Source organism: uncultured Sphingobacterium sp. (assembly GCF_964277905.1).
GTDB classification, from domain to species: Bacteria; Bacteroidota; Bacteroidia; order Sphingobacteriales; family Sphingobacteriaceae; genus Sphingobacterium; species Sphingobacterium siyangense.
The window spans coordinates 31565-52114 of record NZ_CAXYKD010000008.1 but is presented as its reverse complement, the minus strand read 5'-3'; the positions used below and the strand labels follow the sequence as shown (position 1 = coordinate 52114).

The 20550-nt window shown below is 38.7% G+C and carries 22 protein-coding genes; 9 read left to right on the top strand and 13 right to left on the bottom strand.

Annotated features, from left to right (window positions below; translation table 11 throughout):
• The first annotated feature begins 38 nt into the window (after positions 1-38).
• Positions 39-1127 carry an efflux RND transporter periplasmic adaptor subunit gene (locus tag ACHWSC_RS06375; protein WP_120336319.1) on the top strand — a complete coding sequence of 363 codons (1089 nt, stop codon included), beginning with the start codon at positions 39-41 and terminating at the stop codon, positions 1125-1127.
• Between the two features lie 59 nt (positions 1128-1186).
• Here ACHWSC_RS06375 and ACHWSC_RS06370 read toward each other — a convergent pair whose 3' ends face one another.
• The 3 genes from ACHWSC_RS06370 to ACHWSC_RS06360 form a co-directional block, all read right to left on the bottom strand.
• Entirely contained in the window at positions 1187-1468 is a 282-nt protein-coding gene (locus tag ACHWSC_RS06370; protein ID WP_201669426.1) for a hypothetical protein, read from the bottom strand.
• Positions 1462-2229: a hypothetical protein gene (locus tag ACHWSC_RS06365; protein WP_394676226.1), complete on the bottom strand. Its 768-nt coding sequence runs from the start codon at positions 2227-2229 to the stop codon at positions 1462-1464. The genes ACHWSC_RS06370 and ACHWSC_RS06365 overlap by 7 nt, the downstream gene beginning before the upstream one ends.
• Positions 2230-2579: 350 nt before the next feature.
• Positions 2580-3200, bottom strand: coding sequence for an HPP family protein (locus tag ACHWSC_RS06360; protein WP_394676225.1), 621 nt, complete (start codon positions 3198-3200; stop codon positions 2580-2582).
• A gap of 512 nt (positions 3201-3712) precedes the next feature.
• Between ACHWSC_RS06360 and ACHWSC_RS06355 the strand changes: the two genes are divergently transcribed.
• On the top strand, positions 3713-4171 hold the full coding sequence (locus ACHWSC_RS06355) for a VOC family protein (RefSeq protein WP_394676224.1): 459 nt from the start codon (positions 3713-3715) through the stop codon (positions 4169-4171).
• Here ACHWSC_RS06355 and ACHWSC_RS06350 read toward each other — a convergent pair.
• A complete protein-coding gene (locus ACHWSC_RS06350; protein WP_120336324.1) occupies positions 4168-4506 on the bottom strand; it encodes a helix-turn-helix domain-containing protein in 339 nt (112 codons plus the stop codon). The two genes, ACHWSC_RS06355 and ACHWSC_RS06350, sit on opposite strands and share 4 nt — an antisense overlap.
• A gap of 207 nt (positions 4507-4713) precedes the next feature.
• Between ACHWSC_RS06350 and ACHWSC_RS06345 the strand changes: the two genes are divergently transcribed.
• Complete coding sequence (locus tag ACHWSC_RS06345; RefSeq protein ID WP_394676223.1) at positions 4714-7098, top strand: TonB-dependent receptor domain-containing protein; 2385 nt, start codon at positions 4714-4716, stop codon at positions 7096-7098.
• Between the two features lie 67 nt (positions 7099-7165).
• On the opposite strand, the gene ACHWSC_RS06340 is transcribed toward ACHWSC_RS06345, so the two are convergent.
• The 4 genes from ACHWSC_RS06340 to ACHWSC_RS06325 all read right to left on the bottom strand — a co-directional run bounded on the left by ACHWSC_RS06340 (position 7166) and on the right by ACHWSC_RS06325 (position 9921).
• Positions 7166-7885: a hypothetical protein gene (locus ACHWSC_RS06340; RefSeq protein ID WP_394676222.1), complete on the bottom strand. Its 720-nt coding sequence runs from the start codon at positions 7883-7885 to the stop codon at positions 7166-7168.
• A 6-nt stretch (positions 7886-7891) separates the two neighbouring features.
• On the bottom strand, positions 7892-9055 hold the full coding sequence (locus ACHWSC_RS06335; RefSeq protein WP_394676221.1) for a PepSY-associated TM helix domain-containing protein: 1164 nt from the start codon (positions 9053-9055) through the stop codon (positions 7892-7894).
• Between the two features lie 87 nt (positions 9056-9142).
• The gene (locus tag ACHWSC_RS06330) at positions 9143-9295 is read right to left on the bottom strand and encodes a hypothetical protein (protein ID WP_205400634.1); all 153 of its coding nucleotides are present in this window, start codon (positions 9293-9295) and stop codon (positions 9143-9145) included.
• Between the two features lie 50 nt (positions 9296-9345).
• Positions 9346-9921: a GNAT family N-acetyltransferase gene (locus tag ACHWSC_RS06325; RefSeq protein ID WP_394676220.1), complete on the bottom strand. Its 576-nt coding sequence runs from the start codon at positions 9919-9921 to the stop codon at positions 9346-9348.
• A gap of 381 nt (positions 9922-10302) precedes the next feature.
• Between ACHWSC_RS06325 and ACHWSC_RS06320 the strand changes: the two genes are divergently transcribed.
• Positions 10303-11832, top strand: a complete 1530-nt coding sequence (locus ACHWSC_RS06320; RefSeq protein ID WP_394676219.1) for a DUF2931 family protein — start codon at positions 10303-10305, stop codon at positions 11830-11832.
• 15 nt (positions 11833-11847) lie between these two features.
• Here the strand turns inward: ACHWSC_RS06320 and ACHWSC_RS06315 are convergent, their stop codons facing one another.
• A complete protein-coding gene (locus ACHWSC_RS06315; protein ID WP_394676258.1) occupies positions 11848-12102 on the bottom strand; it encodes a GNAT family N-acetyltransferase in 255 nt (84 codons plus the stop codon).
• 13 nt (positions 12103-12115) lie between these two features.
• Between ACHWSC_RS06315 and ACHWSC_RS06310 the strand changes: the two genes are divergently transcribed.
• Positions 12116-12670, top strand: coding sequence for a helix-turn-helix transcriptional regulator (locus ACHWSC_RS06310; RefSeq protein ID WP_394676218.1), 555 nt, complete (start codon positions 12116-12118; stop codon positions 12668-12670).
• Positions 12671-13123: 453 nt separating this feature from the next.
• Positions 13124-13801, top strand: a complete 678-nt coding sequence (locus ACHWSC_RS06305; protein ID WP_394676217.1) for an ATP-binding cassette domain-containing protein — start codon at positions 13124-13126, stop codon at positions 13799-13801.
• A 58-nt stretch (positions 13802-13859) separates the two neighbouring features.
• On the opposite strand, the gene ACHWSC_RS06300 is transcribed toward ACHWSC_RS06305, so the two are convergent.
• On the bottom strand, positions 13860-14543 hold the full coding sequence (locus ACHWSC_RS06300; protein WP_120336333.1) for a YceI family protein: 684 nt from the start codon (positions 14541-14543) through the stop codon (positions 13860-13862).
• A gap of 307 nt (positions 14544-14850) precedes the next feature.
• On the opposite strand from ACHWSC_RS06300, the gene ACHWSC_RS06295 reads away from it, so the two are divergent.
• The 3 genes from ACHWSC_RS06295 (at position 14851) to ACHWSC_RS06285 (ending at position 18605) form a co-directional block, all read left to right on the top strand.
• Positions 14851-15234, top strand: a complete 384-nt coding sequence (locus ACHWSC_RS06295) for a winged helix-turn-helix transcriptional regulator (protein WP_394676216.1) — start codon at positions 14851-14853, stop codon at positions 15232-15234.
• Positions 15235-15392: 158 nt separating this feature from the next.
• Positions 15393-16739 (top strand): acid phosphatase, encoded by a 1347-nt coding sequence (gene acpA, locus ACHWSC_RS06290; protein ID WP_205400640.1) that lies wholly within the window; start codon positions 15393-15395, stop codon positions 16737-16739.
• A 33-nt stretch (positions 16740-16772) separates the two neighbouring features.
• Positions 16773-18605, top strand: coding sequence for a cytochrome-c peroxidase (locus tag ACHWSC_RS06285; protein ID WP_394676215.1), 1833 nt, complete (start codon positions 16773-16775; stop codon positions 18603-18605).
• 53 nt (positions 18606-18658) lie between these two features.
• On the opposite strand, the gene ACHWSC_RS06280 is transcribed toward ACHWSC_RS06285, so the two are convergent.
• The 3 genes from ACHWSC_RS06280 to ACHWSC_RS06270 all read right to left on the bottom strand — a co-directional run bounded on the left by ACHWSC_RS06280 (position 18659) and on the right by ACHWSC_RS06270 (position 20544).
• Positions 18659-19243, bottom strand: coding sequence for a hypothetical protein (locus ACHWSC_RS06280; protein ID WP_394676214.1), 585 nt, complete (start codon positions 19241-19243; stop codon positions 18659-18661).
• Between the two features lie 129 nt (positions 19244-19372).
• Positions 19373-19885 carry a GNAT family N-acetyltransferase gene (locus ACHWSC_RS06275; protein WP_394676213.1) on the bottom strand — a complete coding sequence of 171 codons (513 nt, stop codon included), beginning with the start codon at positions 19883-19885 and terminating at the stop codon, positions 19373-19375.
• A 299-nt stretch (positions 19886-20184) separates the two neighbouring features.
• On the bottom strand, positions 20185-20544 hold the full coding sequence (locus ACHWSC_RS06270) for a response regulator (RefSeq protein WP_120336339.1): 360 nt from the start codon (positions 20542-20544) through the stop codon (positions 20185-20187).
• Positions 20545-20550: the final 6 nt, after the last annotated feature.

Sequence of the window (20550 nt, the reverse complement as noted above, 5' to 3'; positions counted from 1 at the left end):
GAAATATACCATCTAGTGGGTGGGAAAAATGATTAAAGATGAAAGAACTATGCTATGTATTCTTGTCGATAAGCTTATTAACTGCTTGCGGAAGCACAGAGAAGCCTATCGACCTTACGCCAAAACAACCGGGCAAGACTGCAGCTCATGAAGTTGCGGTGTTGCAGGAAAAGGTTATGTCGAGCAGTGTTAGATTGCCGGGAAAACTTAAACCATATAATGAAGTCAATATTTATGCGAAGATGAATAGTTTTGTGAAACATATTCATGTGGACCGTGGAACTATTGTCAGGAAAGGTCAACTGTTAATCCAGTTGGAAGCACCAGAAATGCTGGCGGCAGTACAGGCCGCGCGTTCGCGTTATGTACAGGCGCAGGAAACGGCTTCGGCGAGCAAAGATAAATATCGCCGACTGAAAAATGCGGCGCAGGAAGAGGGGGCTGTTTCACCTTTGGATCTGGATAATGCGTTGTCAAAGATGAAAGCAGATGAAGCTGTTGCCATGTCGGAAAAAGCTAATGTAGAAGAGGTGGAGATGATGCAATCTTATCTGGATATCAAAGCTCCTTTTAATGGTATTATTGTGCAACGTAATGTATCAGAAGGTGCGTTGGTCGGTCCAGGAAAAGGAAGCGATCAGCCTTTACTTATTTTACAGGATCTTAATCGATTGCGATTGGAAGTACAGATTCCGGAAACCTATGTGGATAAAGTTGATTTATCTAAAAAAGTAGCTTATCGTTTCAATAATAAACCAAATAAAGTATTTGATGGGATGATCGCAAGATCAGCGAATTCGCTAGGGGCCATGCAGTCGGAAGCGATAGAGGTGGATGTTCCCAATGCCGATAATCTACTAAAGCCTGGTTTGTACTGTGAGGTTGATATACCGCTTTCTGCCGGAGCCAGTTCTTTACTGGTGCCATCGAATAGCATTGTTCGTTCGACGGAAAGACAATATGTTATTCAAGTCGTTGATGGAAAAGCTCATTTTGTGGATATCAAGGAAGGGGTGTCTACACATGATTCAACAGAAATTTTTGGTCAGCTGAATATACATGATCGGATTCTGCTGCATGCAAATGATGAAATTAAAGAAGGGACAGCGCTTTTTTTAGAAAAGTAAATAGACTTCGTACAATAATAGCGTTTCGGATATAGGCCGAAACGCTATTATTATAGGTTTTACATCGTCTTATTCAATAGGTCATAGAGACCTTTGATTAAGGCTCGTATTTGGTTGCCGTTCTGATCTGAAAATGAAAACTCATCTGCAAATCGGTTTGCTCCTCTCAAAAACTCCCGAAGCTGTTGTACATTGTCTGCATTTTCTGCGCTTGAAAATTTATTCTTATAAAGAAGAGCATAGTTTAGAAACTCCTGAGCTGACTGGTTGAGTGAAACTTCCTGTTGCAATAGCGTCAAAAGTTGCAGATAATGCGCTTTTATGTATTCAATATTTACCATGGTAAAGGAATTTCTTGTACTAGTTGCTTAAAGGCATCATCTCTGACAGTAGCAGGGATAAATAGCTGAATTGCTTTACCAGGCAGATGGGGGTTGATTATACCTGTGGCAATAGGTTGTCTTGCGGTGGTCCCCTGCCATACTTTTAGTGTTTTGGCTTGTGGAACTTCATACCGGTAAAATTTACTGAAGTTGTTCCATGCCGGTTGAACGGCAGTACCGCCGATTACGTCGCCAACGGATTTTGGAATTTCTTTGGTCCAGTAGCCGCCGGCAGGATTTCCTCCAGTGACACGATATATTTTGGTACCTGCGGGTAGTTCTGTCGCTGTAGCGTCCACAAAGTTGGCAGCCTCTACTGCTGGTAAATCTAAATCGGGGTTATTCCATGGGCTAGTTTTTCCATTGGATAAGCCATTCGGTACATAATCAGATTTTTCTATTCCAGGGATATTGTTCCAGTCTTCAATATATACCCTCTGATGATAAATACTTTGTGCTGTTTCCAGGTTATTCAGCAGAGCAGCCTTATCCTTTGACTTGGAAAATGCTTCTTTGAGTTTGGTTTGGTCCAAGCCTTTTGCTATCCAATTGTTTAATTTGGCTTTAGTGCCTGTTCCTAAAGATTTTTCGAGGTCGTCCATCCAACTGGTCGAATTTTCGATTTCATCAATTGGATCCTTATCCGAGGAACAATTAACGACAAGTTGACTTGTGAAGATTAACAGAATCAACAGCACTGTTTGAGTAAATCTGGTCATGATTGGTTTACGTTGTTAGTATATAATTAAATGTAATTAATAAAATAGTTAACGTGTTTTTTAAATAATGGTTTTGATTTAAGTGATTATTTGTTAAATAATTATTTTTATAGAAATACTTTTGTGTATTAATATGTATTTTGTCGGTGAAATTAGGTAATTGTTAAAATTTATGCAAGTTAATTTTGAGGATTTACTTAATTTAAAGGAAAGATAATTTTATGGACTATAGCGGCTTTCTAGTCTCAAAATAGATCATTCTAGCTTAATCTTCGGCGGATTTTGCTAGGATATGAATCAAGTATCCATTCTATCCGATAGATTTGGATAGAATGATGGATTCCAGTACTTTACAGGTTCGACGGGCTCTTGGCGCGATCAAAACGGGTTTTTAGATGCTGCCTTCTTGAACGGCGTAAACGTGATTTTTTTACAGGATAATGTCTCTTTTTCGTGATATTGTTAAAGATTAGAGCCACCAGGAATAAAATTATGCAACCTGATAGTACTGGACTTAATACGTACCAATATCCCATTGAAGAGATCTTTGTTCCGCTGCTGACTGCAATGAGTGCAGTTGCTCCACCAGGAGGGTGCAGCGTGCGTGTATGTTGCATACAAACAATGGACAGGGCAACGGCAAAGGGAGCGGTCAGCCAAATAATATCGGGAAGGAGCTGTGCAACGGTAACTCCGGCGATTGCAGAAACAACGTGGCCGCCGATTAAATTGCGTGGCTGTGCAAGTGGACTTTGTATGGCACCATAAACCAAAACCGAGGACGCTCCGAAAGAACCTATCAAAAAGACATTTTCCAGCGAAGGTAAATGAAGTGATTGGATATAGGCGATAATAAATATCCCAACAAATGCACCAATAAATGACCAAAAATGTTCCCAAGGATCGACTAATGTCTCTCTATAGATCACATATCTATAGATCCGTAATTGTCTGTGAAGATGCTGTTTCATTTTATTTGCAAATATATGTAGACCAAGGGCTTTAAACTTTGCGCATTCTATCTTGATTTTTGAAGAATTTATAACATTCGATTTCTTATGCTGGATGTCATGATACTTTGGCAGCAAAGTCCATCGAAATGATGTCTAAGGAATGCCCCATTTTTATAGACTCATGGTAGTTACAACGCTTTTGGCTCTTGTTCAGATCGAAAAATTTACCGGGCAAAAGTACACTAAAATAATAAGATCTATCTCCTGTAATTTAAAATCTCCCTTTTGATACGGCTAGTTTTAACGTATACTCTTTTCTGGTCCAATAGAATTGGTTGTTGGTTTTCTATCCGATCTTTCAGTATCATTTTGTGCAAATAGTTAAGTGGATGTTAGTTTGATGAAATTGGTCTCCTTGTGGAGTACAACGTGTATTTGTTGGTTTTCGATACGACCAGTGCAACTTACAATTTTGTAAGTTGTTCCAGTCTCCGGAAAAACACTTTAGTTTTGTTCAAAAATTATACGCTATGGAATTGAAAGATAATATTGTAGGTTTTCACCACCTGTCGATTAAGGCTCAGGATTTTGATAAGACGATTGGCTTTTATGGAAATCTTGGTTTTATTGTCGTGCATGAATGGTCGTTACCCGAGTTCAATTTAGAACGCTGCGCCATGCTTTTTAATGCCTCTATAGGCTATTATTTGGAAATTTGTGATAAGAATGCTGCTATTCCAACGCAGGGAAGAAGGCGTAAAGAAGGGGAGGAGTATGTCGAGAATGCGCTACTTCATCTGTGTTTTACGGTAGAAGATGCCGAAGATGCCCGAATACAGGCTATCGCCCATGGTGCAGAGGACCTGAGTGCCGGTGTTTTCGAACTCAGGCTCAGTCAAGGTAAAAAAGATGTTTTTGTACGCAACAGTCTCGTTTATAGTCCAAATGGAGAGGTGATCGAATTTTTGGAGCGGGTTGATTTTAGTTAAGGATGCTCGTTATTAAACTCAGAGAGGGCTGCCAATAGGGGTTTTAGCTGATGACTTTTGTCGGTCAGTGAATAGACAGATGCTGTTTTACTTCGGTCTTTTTGAATGAGTCCATCCAGCTGCAATTCTTTCAATTGTTTCGCAAGTGTACGATCACTTACTTGGGGCAGAAGAATTTTGAATTCCGAATAGTTTGTGTCCTGCTCGAGGAGTTTGAATAGAATCGAAAGTTTCCATCGACCACTGAATAATGCCAATGTTTTTGAGGCGTTACAGAACTGTTGTAATGTTTTTTCATTGATTGCATTCGTCGAATTTTCTTTGCGGTCTGTCATAGCTACTAATATCGAAAAAAATGTGAAGAATGAAAGGGATATTTCCCTAGCAATTTGTGTCCTTCCGTCATCTATTTATTTTTAATAATTCCTTTATTTAGAATTATTAAAAATAACATATCTTTGGGCCATTATTCATTGCGCTCCTACAAAGAGACAATATCATCTACAAATTCTTTTGTCTAAATGAAAACATACATTTTTTCAATGCGATCAATTTTACGCACTGTCTTTATCATTAGCCTTTTACATCTTTCACACAATCTGCTGTCGCAGGAGAGCAAGGGCAGCGTTCGCGGGCGTTTAACAATGGTGGATGGTGAACCTATGGCTTCCAAGGCTATTTCATTGCTAGAACTTCAGCGAACGACCCTTACGGATGAGGATGGTAAATACATCTTCAAAGGGTTAGATACAGGTAATTACACCATTCGTGTACAATTATTAGGGGCAAAGGAAATCAAGATTCCGGTTCACATTGGTGCTCCTCTTATTCATGTGGAAGCGAATTATCAGATGTCGGACGAGAATGTACTTGCATTGCAAGAAGTTGTTGTGCACGGGAAAAACAACAGGTTTGTTCAAAAAGAAAGTGTGTATGTGGCACGCTTACCTTTAAAAAATTTGGAGAACCCGCAGGTGTATAATGCTGTTCCCAAAGCCCTTTTTCAGGAGCAAATCGCCGTGGACCTCGGTAGCATTTCTAAAAATGTTCCCGGTGCTGGTATACCGATGATTGCTAATCAAGGCAGGGTAACATTTCGTTCGAGAGGATTTGAAACTGAGCCAAATGCGCGTAATGGTGTTGCGGGAGCGGCTTTTTCTTTTATCGATCCAGTCAATCTGGAGCGCATTGAAGCCATAAAAGGACCATCAGCTACCTTGTTTGGAAAAAGTGTGTCGAGCAGTTACGGTGGCGTTTATAACCGTGTTACCAAAAAGCCTTATAACGATTTTGGGGGCGAAGTTGGTTATGTAGGTGGAAGCTGGAATTATAACCGTGTAGCTTTGGATCTCAATACGCCGATAAATGCGGACCGGACAGCTCTTTTCAGAATCAATGCCGCTGGAACGATAGAAAAAAGTTTTCAGGACCTGGGATTTACCAATAGCTTTGCCTTGGCACCAAGTTTCTCATACCAGATAACAGATCGGCTTTCATTACTCTTGGATCTTGAGTATGGACAGGCCAAAGGAACATCTGTGGTACGTTTCAACCCATACACTGGAAGTAACAAAGTGCAGTCCATCAGTGATATGAAATTCCCTTACAAGAAGACCTTTCTAAGCAATGATTTAGCCTATCAAACGCAGATGTTCAATATTTTTGCGCAGATGAACTATAAAATTTCAGAAGAATGGACTTCACAGACTATCATTTCTAGGGCAAATTCAACTATCAATGGGTATATCTCAGCGCTGAATGGTAAATCTGATTCGACCTTAAATGCACAGGTTATGGTGGGAACTACGTCCTTTATCGCGACGGATCTGCAACAGAATTTTATCGGTGATTTTCATATCGGAAAATTCCGCAACCGGATGGTTATAGGCTTGGACTACTATAATAATTCCAATTATTTTGATCGCTACCATACCAACACCCGGACAATCAATTTTATAAATCCACCTGCAGATTATCGTATCAATCATTTTATTGTTGATTCTTTAACCGCAAAATCTGCCTATCGTAAAGAGAAAAATAGTGACGATACTTATGCGGCATACGTTTCTGATGTATTTAATTTGACTGATCAATTGATGGTTATGGCGAGTTTGCGTGTGGACCGCTTTCAATATCATGGGGTCTACAATATTACGACAGGGGAAACTACGGGCGGAATAGGTGCAGGGGGTATCCAAAAAGGGCCATTTGGGCAAACAGCATTATCGCCCAAATTTGGTGTGGTATATGAAGCGCTCAAAGATAAACTATCGGTGTTTGGAAACTATATGAATGGTTTTAATAACATCAGTGGTGTGGATATCAATAGCAATCCTTTCAAACCCGAATATGCCAATCAGATGGAGTTTGGTGTAAAAGGGGATCTATTCAACCACCGGTTGGCTGGAACTGTAAGTTATTACGATATCCGTGTGGATAATGTTTTACGCACGAATCCAGATGATAGTAATTATTCCATTCAGGACGGTACACAGTTAAGTAAAGGTGTTGAAGTGGAATTGACCGCGAATCCTTTTAACGGAATGAATATTGTAGCTGGATATGCTTATAATGAGAGTAAATATAGTAATGCAGACCCATCGGTAAATGGTTTGAGACCTGCGCTTTCGGGGCCACAGAGTATGTTGAATTTTTGGTTGAGTTATCGTATACCAGCTGGAAAATATCAAGGACTGGGCGCCGGATTTGGAGGAAATATGGGCAGTTCCTCTTATCAGACAAATACACAGACAGCTAAGGTTATTATTCCTTCCTATCAGCTATTTGACGCAACTGTTTATTATGATCAACCTAAATTTAGGGTCGGAATAAAAGTAGATAATTTGACAAGTGAGAAAGCTTGGTCGGTAAGACTGACGCCGCAGAGCCCAGCGCGTGTTTTGGCTAACTTTACACTAAAATTTTAGTGGAAGACCACAACGATAAAATAGATAAAAAAAAGAGAAGGCTTAGCCTTCTCTTTTTTTTATCTATTTACAGATTGAGACAATAATTGCAGCGATGTCTGATTCTCATAAAGGGAATGCCCTGATCCTCGCCGGGGCTATTTTCATACCAATCTAGCCGGATCATATACATACCTTTTTGAGTTGCCCGAAAAACTATATTTGCAGCGGTGTCAACTGGAATATTTTTCTCCCAATTCTCTGGGTTAAAGATTCGGATAGTAGACTCTTTCGATGGGCGTTTACCATAGATGTAAGGTAATATCTGATAAGAATCTTTTTGGGGTATAAGTTGGATATATGGACCTTCCGCTATGATAGGTAAGGTATCCGGCGCGCTGGAGCGTCCATATTCACCGTAAAGATATTCAATGGAGCGGATGTTTTTACTGGAATCCTTTGCATTTCTAACGATGACGGGTAACTTGGTATTGATTCCAATAACCTGATAAAATGTGTTTGCTTTGGCGGAAAATGTCCCTTCCCAGCAATCCGCTTTTTTTATCAATAACAATGGTGATTCTTGGCCTGAGGTTGCTCGTATTTTGAAGTCAAACAATTTTATGGACTCGAATTCGGTGCCACTTGTACGATGTCTTACACTAAGGTCATCAATATAACCATAACACACGCGGACTGTTACCAATGAACTGTTTTTAGCAGGTGGTATCACCTCCATCCAGAATGCACTGGCTTGGCTTTCTGTTCGACCTATCAGAAAGATGAGAAAAATAAGGATAATACGCATGGTGGGCTATGCTATGGTTTGAAGTTGAATTGATTTCTTCTTTTGGCTTTTTGACGGTTTCTTCTTCTTTCTTTTGTTCAGCCATATCCATATCCCCGTGATGGGGAGAGACGCTGCTAGGGTAACGGCTAAGAATGCAATAATTTTAGAGGGTAGTCCAAATATCGATCCCATATGGATGGATTTCATCATCCGTTGAACCTGCTGTGCCAATGGTAACTTTTCTAAAGGGTTATTTTTAAGTAACTGTCCGGATTTGCTGTCAAAGAATGCCTGGTTGATCTGTAAAGTTGCATTTGAAAAATTTTCCTTGGTTAGCGCAAAAGCTAAATCCTTCTTTTCAGGAAATGTGACAATTATATTTCCCGAGGTAGGGTATAGGCTGTTTAACTGCTGATAGATCGTATCCAGCACAAGATAATCTGAAAAAGCCAGTTTGTTGGCGTTGCCGATCTTCTCTTTTGTTGATTTTTGGGTTGAACCCAATACTTTATAGAATTGTTTATTGTACCAATCGAAACTCCAGGTTAATCCTGTTAAAGTAAAAATAATTAAAAACAAAGATGCGTAGAAACCGCCGACTGCGTGAAAATCCCAGACCTTTCTTTTGAGAGAGGCTGCCATTTTCATCGTTACACGTTGTCTGAGCATGGATTTATTTTTGGGCCACCAAAGGTAAATGCCACTTAGGGCAAGAAAGAGAGCCGCTAGAGCTGAGATTCCCGTTAGGGTACTTCCGATTTTTTCGACGAGAAGAAAACGATGGATATCTAAAGTCTTTTGAAAAAAACGGTCACTCTGCCGACCTTTGGATAATAGTTCTCCAGTATAGGGATTCATATATGCATACCAATATCCGGTCTTTTTTTGTCCATACTGTATGCGGACACTGCGGGAAGGATCTGCTGGAATTTCGATGCGAAACAACTTTTTGTCCGGAAATATAGATTCGGCTTTTTGGGAAATATGTGCAAGGGAAAGACGATTGGTTTGTACGGTTACCTTCTGTTCTTTCGGCCATAAAAGTGGTGTAAGCTCTTTTTCAAAACTCAATAACATTCCTGTAACGCAAACAGCAAAAAAGATTACACCAAATAATAAGCCGAAATAAAGATGGAGTTTTCCAAGTATATTCTTTAGAATATTCTGTTTAGCTCTTTTATTTGTCATAGATGCGCTGTCAATAGGATGAACAGCGCAAAAATACAGTATTATCAGTAATTATTCTAAATAAACGCAAAAAGTTTGATCATGTTGTTAATCGTCCCAATCTTCATTATCAGCGTAATACTCTTCAGGTCTTCTGTCAAGAGGTACATCTTTGACCACACGAATTGCGGCATTTCCTAAGTTGACATTAATGAGGAAAGAAGGGACATTCACAGAAAAGTTCCATCGACCATTGGTCACTGATTAGCGGGATAAGGCCTGCATGGCGATAAATAAGCTAAACACTGTATTTAATCAAGGGAAATATACATGTGGTAATATTCGCCTCCTGCGAAAGGCGTTTTTTTACCAAGCTTAAAACCAATCCTTTCATAGAGCTTTTGCGCATTGGGATTCTTTAGGTCAACGAGCAGACCAACTTGTTTAAAACCATGTTGCTTGGCATGTGTAATCGCATACTGTAAAAGTTGTGTTCCGATACCTTTACCTCGTGCAATAGGAGCAACAGCAATTGAATCGATATAAAATTCGCCGCCAGCTGTTTCGGCTTCTGGAATTAAATTATTATTGTACTGCTCCTTCATGTGATCCAAAATCGGCTGTCTTAATTCAACAAACTGATCAGCATCGTACCCGGTTAAAGAGCCTACAATACGTTCATTGTCGTCAATTGCGACAAATGTATTCTCATAACTATAGAGATTACCTTTTTGCCTAAAAAGCTGGTTTAGAAAAAGTACGGCCTCAGCTGGATCTTCTTTTTGAATAAAACGAAATATAATGTCTCCCATCGCCTGGAGCATAATTTCAGGTACAATATGCGAATCACTTTCTTTGGCTTTTCTAATTTTATTATGTATATCCATGATTTGAAGAATAAAAACGAAGGAAGAATAAAAACGAAGTTAGTAAACTTGATCGACTTTCGTTAGAGGACCTTTGATTGGAGTGTTTTCGAAGAAATTTTACGATAACGAGCGATCTCTCGCTGGAGGGAGGGGGAAAGCTGGACCTTTACTGACTGTGTTTGAAATGGCTCAGGATATCGATGCTGGCGAAAACCGATAAAAGTTAATTAAATACATTCTTGTGAAAAAAATATATTGTCTACTTTGTATCGAATATTTGATCAATGTAGTTGAATATCGATCGATTTATATTCCTAAAACATTTCTTGTTATTTTTGAAGTGTGTTGTTGTCGGTTAGGCGAAATCAACAGATTTTTTTTGATTAAAAACAAATTACAATGATTTTAAGAGCTACAGTTTCTGCTTTTTTGGTTGCCATCATCAGCCTAATCGCGACCCTACTTGTACAGAATGCAGATTTAAATTTGGTTTATGCTGCATTTTGTTGTTCGCCTTATTTTATTGTTATCGCCTTGGTTTATTTCCATTTTAATTTCTTTCGGAAAAAGTTAAAGGTCTTAGAGAAACCAAAATTCGCTTTTGAACTTGGCTATGGTTTTCTTTTTTATTGCTTATTTTCTTTATTGCTTCCGGTACTTCTTTTTTTATCAACCTTGGGTGATGAATACGAGCATCGGCTTTATGCAGATCTAGGGGGAGTGATTAAGGAAATGTTTCCCTTGATTTTAACACTCAGTATTTTCCTGACATTCTTTAGTAGCGTGATTATAACATGGGCCGTAAAATCCTGGAAATATCTAGTTCCGACTTTGCTTGGATATCTTATTTTGCTACCGATTATATTCGCGTTCTCAACGACAATACGTGAGTTTAATGACCTCAGGGAAGAACGCCTGACACAAGAAGATAATATCAGAGAAGGGCGCTATAAATGGTTTTGTGCGATGAGTAATCCAACAGCTTATCCCGTTCAGTTGTATAAAGGCCGTTTTATCTTTCCGAAAGATGAGGATTACGAGTTTACATTTAGTGAAGGTAATATCGTGAACTACAATGCGGTGTGGGGGCAAGCTGGGGGCGGTACATATGAGCAGGTGATGTCATTGCCTAAGGCATTGGACATTACTTGGTATTCATTTGCAGAAGATGTTTTTTATCGCATGAATGGTCCGATTGATTATGGTAAATTGCGGACGTTATTCAGTACAGCATACCAAGAAAAAGGGGCGACGAAAACTGTTGATGAACATTATAATAAGGTTATTTTGGGCTTTGCTCCGGGGGGCGTACTTGTGATATGGGCTACTGGAACAGGACGTCGTCAGGTCGAAATTGGTCGTTATCAAGCAGAAAAAGTAATGATCCATGCTACGGACCCATCCAAGGATAATGGAGCGTACGGTAATATCTTTAATCAGAAATGGCGCGAACAGGTATTGTCCGATACATCGATTATTCCTTCGGATGTTCAACAAGCTATTGCAAATAAACCTATTCCCTATGGCTATTGGGATAAATTGCGCACGCGGTATTCTTTACAGCCAAAACTTGTTATGTCCGCCGATATTAAAACATTCGACGCGGACTTTGAATTTTATAATGCAGAGCGTTTTGTCTTTGATGAGCGTCTTCGGGATATGGACATGGCATCTCGAGGTATTCCCAAGGATGTTTACATCAAATGGTATGATCAGCATAATAACCGATGTGCTGCGCGTTTTTTGTTTGATGAAACTGAGACTTTTAAAAACTTTGATTCATTTTTTAATGATAAAAAGGGCATTGGGGCTGTGTTGGAGTTCAATGTTGATACAAAGACTAAAATAGCAACAGCGACATTAAAGAATGATACTGAAAGTAAGCTGATTTTGAAAACTGAAGTAATCGACTATGGGGAGCATTTCTAAAATTCGGAAGTGAATCTAAAGATCTTTTTTCATGTTATAGTTTGGTATTTCGATTTCAGTTCGTATTTGGATCTGCTCAGCGATAACTTTGAATCCATTTGCTTCAAAAAAAGGTTTTGCTGTTTTGCTTACGTCTGCGGTTAAAAAAGTGTTTTTATGTTTGGTAGCTTCGGTTTCCAGTGCATTATAAAGTTTTTGTGCAATTCCTTGGCGTTGAAAATCTTTATGGACATACAAGACGTCAATATAATCTCCGGAAGAAAAACGGATTCGGACAAAACGGATGTATCAGTTTATAGGTGTTGTTCTTATTTTGATTTTTGCCATAGTTGTATTGTTAGTCAATAAGTCGAAAATTAAAATTAAGATGCAAAATACACTGTTGGAGAGAGACCAACTTGCACTTGCCTATGAAAAACAATTGCTAGATCAGGAGCTTGTGATTTTACGAAACTCCTTGACAGAATTTACAGACACCATCCGGAAAAATGATGTCGTCATCCAGCAACTTAGACAGGAAGTGATAAAGATTTCTGAATCTGATCCGGCACACATGACACAAGTTACAGATAATTTGAATGCGCTTTTGCAGCAGCACATTATGACCGATGAGCGATGGCAAAAGTTCAAACATGTTTTTAATAAAGTGTATCCCGCTTATCTGACACAAATGCGGCAAACTTATCCAAAGGTTACCGAGAATGACCTTAAGATACTGGCGCTGCTCAAATTGGATTTAAGTAATGCGAGTATGAGTGAGCTTTTGTGTGTTTCGGTAGAAGCAGTTCGTAAAGCAAAACAGCGATTGAAGAAAAAATTGGAGCAAACCGAAGATTAATAAGGATCCTATGAACCTTTAAGGTGTATCCGCTGGAGTTAAGGAATGTTAAAAATGATGCACGATTATTTTTTTTTGCTATATTCATTTCAGCGTTTAAAACCTGTTTATTACGATAACGCCGATTATAAAATAGCTAATATATTTCCTATTGAATTCCATCAAGACAATACGGTTGAGTATAAAATTTTTTAGATTCATTATCCTCTTTAACTTATTTGTGACAGGCTGTATTCTTTTGCAATCGCCACGTTTTATGCCGAATTCCATCGGTATGGTATCATTTTATATGTTCATTTTTTGGTTTAAAGTCATTGGTTCTATTATTTCTTTTATTGCCGAATATATTTTTCATCTTCCTAAGAAAGAAGTATTTCTAAAAAATTTGCATATATCTCCCATAAGTCTGCTGATAAGGCTTACTGTAATAGACTTTTTGTTATTTATAATTTTATGTTGGAGTCTGAAAATTTATCTAATGAGCTGTTATACATAGATAGTTTATCGTTTAGTCGTGGCGGCGGGAGCATTCTTTCGGGGCTTTATTTGAAATGTGCGCAGCATGAAGTAGTCGGAATTTTGGGTAGAAATGGTAGTGGGAAATCTACCCTGATGAACGTCATATTTGGACGTATCAAAGCGGACTTTGCTTACATGCGTTGCAAAGGTGTCAAATTTGAAAAAGGCTACCAGACAGGAGAGATTACCTATCTCCCTCAGGAAGGTTTTTTGCCTAGAAATTTGCTGCTTTCTGAAGCTCTTCAATTTTTTCAAATAGATGATGTTAATTTACTGGAGCTTCCATTGATTCAAGAGAATTTAAATAGACGATTGAGTAGCCTATCTTTGGGAATGATTCGTTTGTTTGAAACGCTATTGATCATTTATACCAAAGAATCCATCACTTTACTTGATGAACCCTTTGTCGGTCTTAGCCCTATTTATATTGAACTCATTAAAGAACATATTAAGTTAGTAAAACATCGAAAAGGAATATTGATATCAGATCATTATTTTAGGCAGGTAATGGATTTAAGTGACCGATTATACCTTCTAAAAGATTCACACTTGACCCAGGTCCTGAATGAAGACGACCTCTTATTGGGAGGTTATTTAAATCAAATAGATTAATCAAGTAGAACCTACTCGATTAATCTATTTACTATAAGCGACTAAACGCTATTGAAAACTATTTCGCATTTTTTGCAGTGACATTAAGTTCAATGTCAACATTTTGTGCAATCATCCAATCTTGTGGATTACCTTCTGTACCGTAAGAAAGACCCCAATCTTGTCTTTGGATCGTAAATTTAGAATAGAATGTTACTTCGTCACCATTGAATGTGATTTTGGCAGGGAAAGTTACATTCACCGTTTTATCTTTGATGGTTAAGTTACCACTCACCGTATTTGTCGCATCAGCAACAACACTTTTTCCTTGTGCTGCATCGAATGGACCAACTTTGGTGATTTCGAATTTTGCAGTTGGATATTTTGCTACGTCAAAGAAATCAGCACTTTTTAAATGTGCATCCAAATCTGAGGATTTTTTGCCACCGGATGTTGCAGGATCTACAGAAGCTGTATCTGTCAGAATAGAATTGACGTCGATCGTGAAAGTACCACCAGTAATTGCATTATTTTCAGCTGAAAGTGTTCCTTCGCTTTTCAAAACACCATATCTTGGGTTTAAACCACCTTTATGGTAACCAGTCCATTTTAATGAGCTTTTATCTGCTTCAACAGTGTAAGTCTGTCCTTTTTGTTCAGTTACTTCCTGAGCAGTTGTTGTTGTTGCTTTGTCGCCATTTGTATTTTGACAAGAAGCTAACAACAGGATAAGGGCTAAACCCGAGATTAATTGCTTTTTCATTTTTAATCGTTTTATTTTTTATATGTTATTTACACTTTACATTTTGCAGCATCAACTGTGCCAATTTGCACCTTCTGATGTTGCCGATACAAAGGTAGATGATAGATAGTTTATTTTTGGTATCAGTTTCCTTAAAGAAACTACTTTCCAAAAAGATAGTGGTCTGTAACTTTATAAATGCGTATTTTTGTAAGAATAAAGAAATCATGTCGTGGTCCAAGCTTTGCTTGTGTGTTCATTTATCGTTGATCGTATCGGGATAAGGAAGCCTGTGAGGGTGGGCAATACATGAATAAAAAATAGTGAAATGAAAAAGGAAGCAACTTTAACGTCGTCAGGTGCATGCAAAACACGTGTGTTGGCCATTAACGATACCATGGAGATCTTAGCCGGAAAATGGAAATTTCATATTATTGGTACCTTATTGTTGGTCGAAAAATTACGCTTTATGGAACTGCTGCGCGAAGTTGATGGGATAGGTGCGAAGATGTTGTCTAAAGAACTGCAGGATTTAGAAATGAACCAGCTGATCAGAAGAACAGTATTAAATACCAAACCCCTGACGGTGGAGTATGAATTGACCGAGTGCGGAAAAACTTTGGGTCCAATTATCGATGAGATTACCAAGTGGGGTATAACCTACAGGAGTAAACTTTATACCAAGAATGAGGAAGTGGAAGCTACGATCTAATAGGTAAACGGGTCTTTGTTTTTAGTGATAAGAGGGAGGATGCCTGTAAAGAACCTGATACGTTGGTAGCAAATCCCTTTGATTATAGGTTATGAAAACGATAATAATTGTAAGTTTGTTCTAGAAATTACAGTCTAACCTACTAAAAAGAAGACAGGATGCGGTTACAACACTTACTTTATTTGTCTCTTGGAGTTTTGAGTATCAGCAGTTGCGGAGTTACCAAAAACGCCCGACACCAAGAGATTCCCTTTGATGAAGGTATCAAAAAAATTAACCATGTAGTTGTTATTTATATGGAAAACCATAGTTTTGATAATCTTTATGGTGAATTCAAGGGAGCCAATGGCATAGCAAATGTCAAAAAGGGGGATTTTTTACAGGTAGACGAGAATGGTAAAGCCTATCAATACCTCCCCGAAATTCCACGTAATAATTCCTTTCCAACCAATCTACCCAATCAATTTTTTAATATAGACCAGTATGTACCTTCGGATAAGGCGACGCCCGATGTTACACACCGTTTTTATCATAATCAATTGCAGATCAATGGTGGAAAAATGGATAAATTTGCACTCTATAATGATTCCAAAGGTTTAGCGATGGGTTATTACAATACAGAGAAGCTACCTTTGTATCCGTTTGCTAAAGCGTATACATTGTGTGATAATTTCTTTCAGAGTGTATTTGGCGGATCCTATTTAAATCATATTTATATGATTTCCGCAGCTATTCCTGTTTGGCCTGATGCACCAAGCTCAATGGTTGCTAAACTCGATGCAAATGGAAAGATGATTAAGGATGGTGTGGTTACGCCAGACGGTTATGCGATCAATCATGTGCTTTCTCGCAACAAACCTTATCCCGCGAAATCGGATACTTCCAAATTATTACCTTCTCAGACTATGCCGACCATTGGCGATCGCCTGACAGAGAAAAATGTAAGTTGGGCTTGGTATTCAGAAGGCTGGGATGACGCTGTTGCCGAACGTAAAAATAATTTTGCTTACAATCATGAGCCTTTTTTATATTTTGCTAATTATGAGGATGGTAAGGAAGGACGAAAACACATGAAGGATCAAAACGATTTTATCAAGGCCGCAAAAGAAGGAACGCTTCCTAGTGTATCTTTTGTTAAACCAGGTGGAGGCAATGATGAGCATCCTGGAAGTTCGGCAGTCTATTCATCAGAACAACTTGCCGTTAATTTGATCAATGCTGTATTGGAGGGACCGAATGCAAAAGATGCGTTGGTGATTTTGACTTACGATGAATTTGGTGGTTTTTTTGACCACGTTAACCCACCCGTCGTTGACCGCTGGGGACCTGGTAGCCGTATCCCGGCAATTGTCATTGGACCATTTGCTAAACGTGGTGTAGTGGATCATACGCCGTATGAAACAGTGAGCATCCTTTCATTTATAGAAAAACGCTGGGGAATAGAGCCTCTAGCTGAAAGAGATAGAAAGGCAAATCCCTTTAGAAATGCGCTCGTTTTCAAATAGACGGTTTTTATATCGAGAGATAGGAATTGAACTATGTGTAAAAAGGTTGTCGTTTTTATATTATTGGTTGTAATAGTATTTACCCTCGGATTTACTACAGGGCAGCCTGTTTATACAAAACAAAAAGAGGGCAATGCCCGTGAGCATCTGATTCAGAAAGAAGTACTGGGTCAGATGCTTTCTTTTAGGACATATATCAGGGATACACTGAATGCCGAAGTGCAGAGAGGTACAGTGGATACGTTACGGCTCAGAAGAGCCTTTTTGAAAACAAGGCTACTTTTTAAAAAGTTTGAATGGGCTTCGGAGTATTTTACTGCAGATCTATCCAGAAGGTTAAATGGACCTCCGGTGGAGGAAGTTGAAAATGCGGATTTGTTGGATCCCTCTTTGTCCAGGGGGGTGGAGCCTATTGGATTGCAGGTGATCGAAGAGCTTATTTATCCCACTTACGATAATAGCAATAGGCAAAAGCTAATTCGTGAAATCGAACATTTGATAACCAATACGGATTATTTGATTTCCTATTTTGAAGATCATCAATTGGAAGACTGGCGTATTTTAGATGCGACAAAATTGGAGGTGTTTCGGATTATTTCCTTAGGAATTACTGGTTTTGATAATGCGCTTTCTCGAAATAGTATGATCGAGTCTTCCATTGCATTAGGCAGTTTACAGCAAATTCTTTTGCAATATGAAGATAGAAAAGAAACGCTCGCTTTGATGCTTACAGGAGCGATCAAATACCTGCAACAACACGCGGAATTTGAATCGTTCGATAGGGCGCAATTCATTACCCAATTTGCCAACAACATCAGTACGGAGATAGCACAGTTGGAACGTAATCTTCCAGGCCCTAAAATCAGATACAATCGAATGCTTCGGCAAGACGTCAATACGATGTTTGATCTGAATGCATTTAATGTAGATGCCTTTAGCCCGGGGCCGAAATTCCACTTCAGCAATGAAAAGGCCGTATTGGGCGAGAAATTGTTTTATGATGTTGCTTTGTCGGGGACACATACGAGAAGTTGCGCTTCATGCCATCATCCTAATCGCGCATTTACAGATGGGTTGAACTTACAAGTGGACATTCATGGTTCGGGACGTTTACTCAAACGCAATACGCCTACTTTGCTCAATGCGGCCTTACAGTCCAACTACTTCTATGATATGCGTTCGTTGACGCTGGAAGATCAGATACACGATGTTATTGGTAATAAGCAGGAAATGGACGGCTCGGTAACTGACATCGTTCAATACGTCTCTTCGGATAAAATCTATCGATCATTATTTAATAAAGCATTCAATACAGCGGATGGCCCGATCTCAGCTGAGCAGGTAAGCAACGCACTTGCTTCTTATATTCGTGGCCTGACCAAAATCAATAGCCGATTTGATGATTATATGCGTGGGGATAAGAACGCATTGTCCAAAACGGAAGTGGATGGGTTTAATTTATTTATGGGCAAGGGAAAATGTGCGACCTGTCATTTCCTGCCTTTATTCAACGGTGTTACACCGCCCAAATTTATTCAGAGCGAAGTCGAAGTCCTGGGGGTACCAAAATCCCTGAAAGATTCTGTGCTGGATTCAGATTTAGGGTACTATGATATCATAGGTGTTGATTCATATAAATATGCCTTTAAAATACCTTCTGTCCGGAATGTAAAGAAAACTGCTCCCTATATGCACAATGGGATCTATCAGACCTTGGATGAGGTCATGGAATTTTATAATAATGGGGGAGGGGCAGGATTGGGAATCAAATTATCCAATCAGACATTGTCAGATGAAAATTTGCATCTGAGTGAAAAGGAAATGAAAGATATTATTGCGTTTATGGAAAGTCTCGAAAGCCAATAAAATGGCTGGTGGGCTATCTCTTTTTTAGAATCGTATCGATTGTTTTTGCTGGGCTAAGGAGTTTTATTGAGCCTAAATGAGGGGGCATCAAATTGATTGAGCTCTTGCAGTAACGGTAAGGGATTAATTCTTATCGTAGTTTTTCTTTCTTGTAGATTCTCTTCGGACCCTAGCGCTTTTACCTGTTCAATTTTTATTCCAGTCAACAAGTTGAATTGGATTTCAGTCGTTGTATTTTTGCCATCCCAGGTTCCTTTTTCTAGGTAGATCAATTCAAAATTTCCATTTCTGCAACGAAATGTATAGTTGGCATGCCCATCTGTGATATCGGCTAATATATGAAGCTGACCATTTTCAATAGCGAAGTTGGGCAGCGGAAAATGGGGTTGGATCATCGTCGTTGAAGAGAGGGCCAATCGTAGCTTTCCGTTGGGTTTGGACAGAAATACCTGCGTTTTAATTGGTGTTGCTGTATTTGAAGTGTCCATGGCAAGAACAATTTTATCTGGATAACCATCATGATTTATATCGCCTTCTAGCTCTTGAATTTTTGCTGTAAAACTGTCTTTTATTGCCTTTTTTTGGCCATATAAGGCTAAACTACTTAAAAAGAATATGCTCAAGATTAGTTTTTTCATCCGTATAAACACAGCATTAAATGAAACATAAATCGATTCAATATACGCATTCAGGATGGAAAAGCTATTATTTTACCCTATCTTGGTTTCTCGGAATTGATTAACAATCAAGTTAGTTTGCCTTACTGACTATAGGAATAGACTATAATACATGGAGTAACCACTTGTTCCATCGAGCCATTGTACAAATTCTTTATGACTATAATGAAAACCGGCTTTTTGGATAGCGGCTTTTGAAATCATATTTATTTCACGATGGCTTATAGTCAGTTTTCTTAATTGATTCGCGGAGGCCCACCCCATTCTTATTTTATACAAAAGACTCGATAGACCTAATTTTCTATACTGTGGCTGTATGAAAGACTGACCAAAGTAGGCTTCTTCTTTATTCAGCAACAGCATGCTGGTTATCCCAATCATTTTTTCACTTTCGAAAAGACCAAAAACAATGCGTGGATATCTTATGCGTTCTGCCCAATCCATATCAGATAGTTCTATTTCAGGAGGAGTGCTCCGTCGAAAAAGCGTAGGTTCGGTTTGAATTGACTCGATACGCATCGCTTTATAAAGTGGGGACTCGCGCTCTGTCAGCTGACGTATATGGAATGAACCTGATTGAAATGTTAAAACGGACTCTGACATAGCGTAGTTAATGCTGTCTTAATGATTATTTCTAATACTATAATGCGAAAGTATGTATTATTATTATTATTATTATTTATACTTCAAATGTGGTATTGCATTCATTCCAAATTGCTGATTCCCGATGATTATGCCGCGACAACTATGACGATATATGTTTGCAATTGAATAAGCCACAATTGTATTAAAGCAACACATGATCCTATTCGTTTCAATGTAGCCTTATACGCAAGTAGAGTATTAAAATATAAGTTTCACGAGTAGCATTTCCGTAATGGTGCTGAAATATAAGAATAGAACTACAGTAGTTCAGCTATTCTATTTTCTAAATCTTCTAGATCAAAAGGCTTAGCGAGATAGCTGTCTGCTCCCGCTTGCTGGGCTAGCGTTTCGATATCGGTATTAGCGGATAGATAAATTACAGGGATATTGCGATATAAGGGATGATTTTTGAGTAACCGTGTGGCTTCTACACCGCCTATTTTGGGTATCCAATTGTCCATCAAAATTAAATCAGGATGTACCTCTTCTACTTTCTCGATAATATCATGAGAAGTTTCAGAGACGGCCATATTATAGCCATTTGTTTCGAGGATTATTGTGCATATTTCAAGGACATGTTTATCATCGTCCAACATCAGTATTGTTTTATTTGACATGTTGCA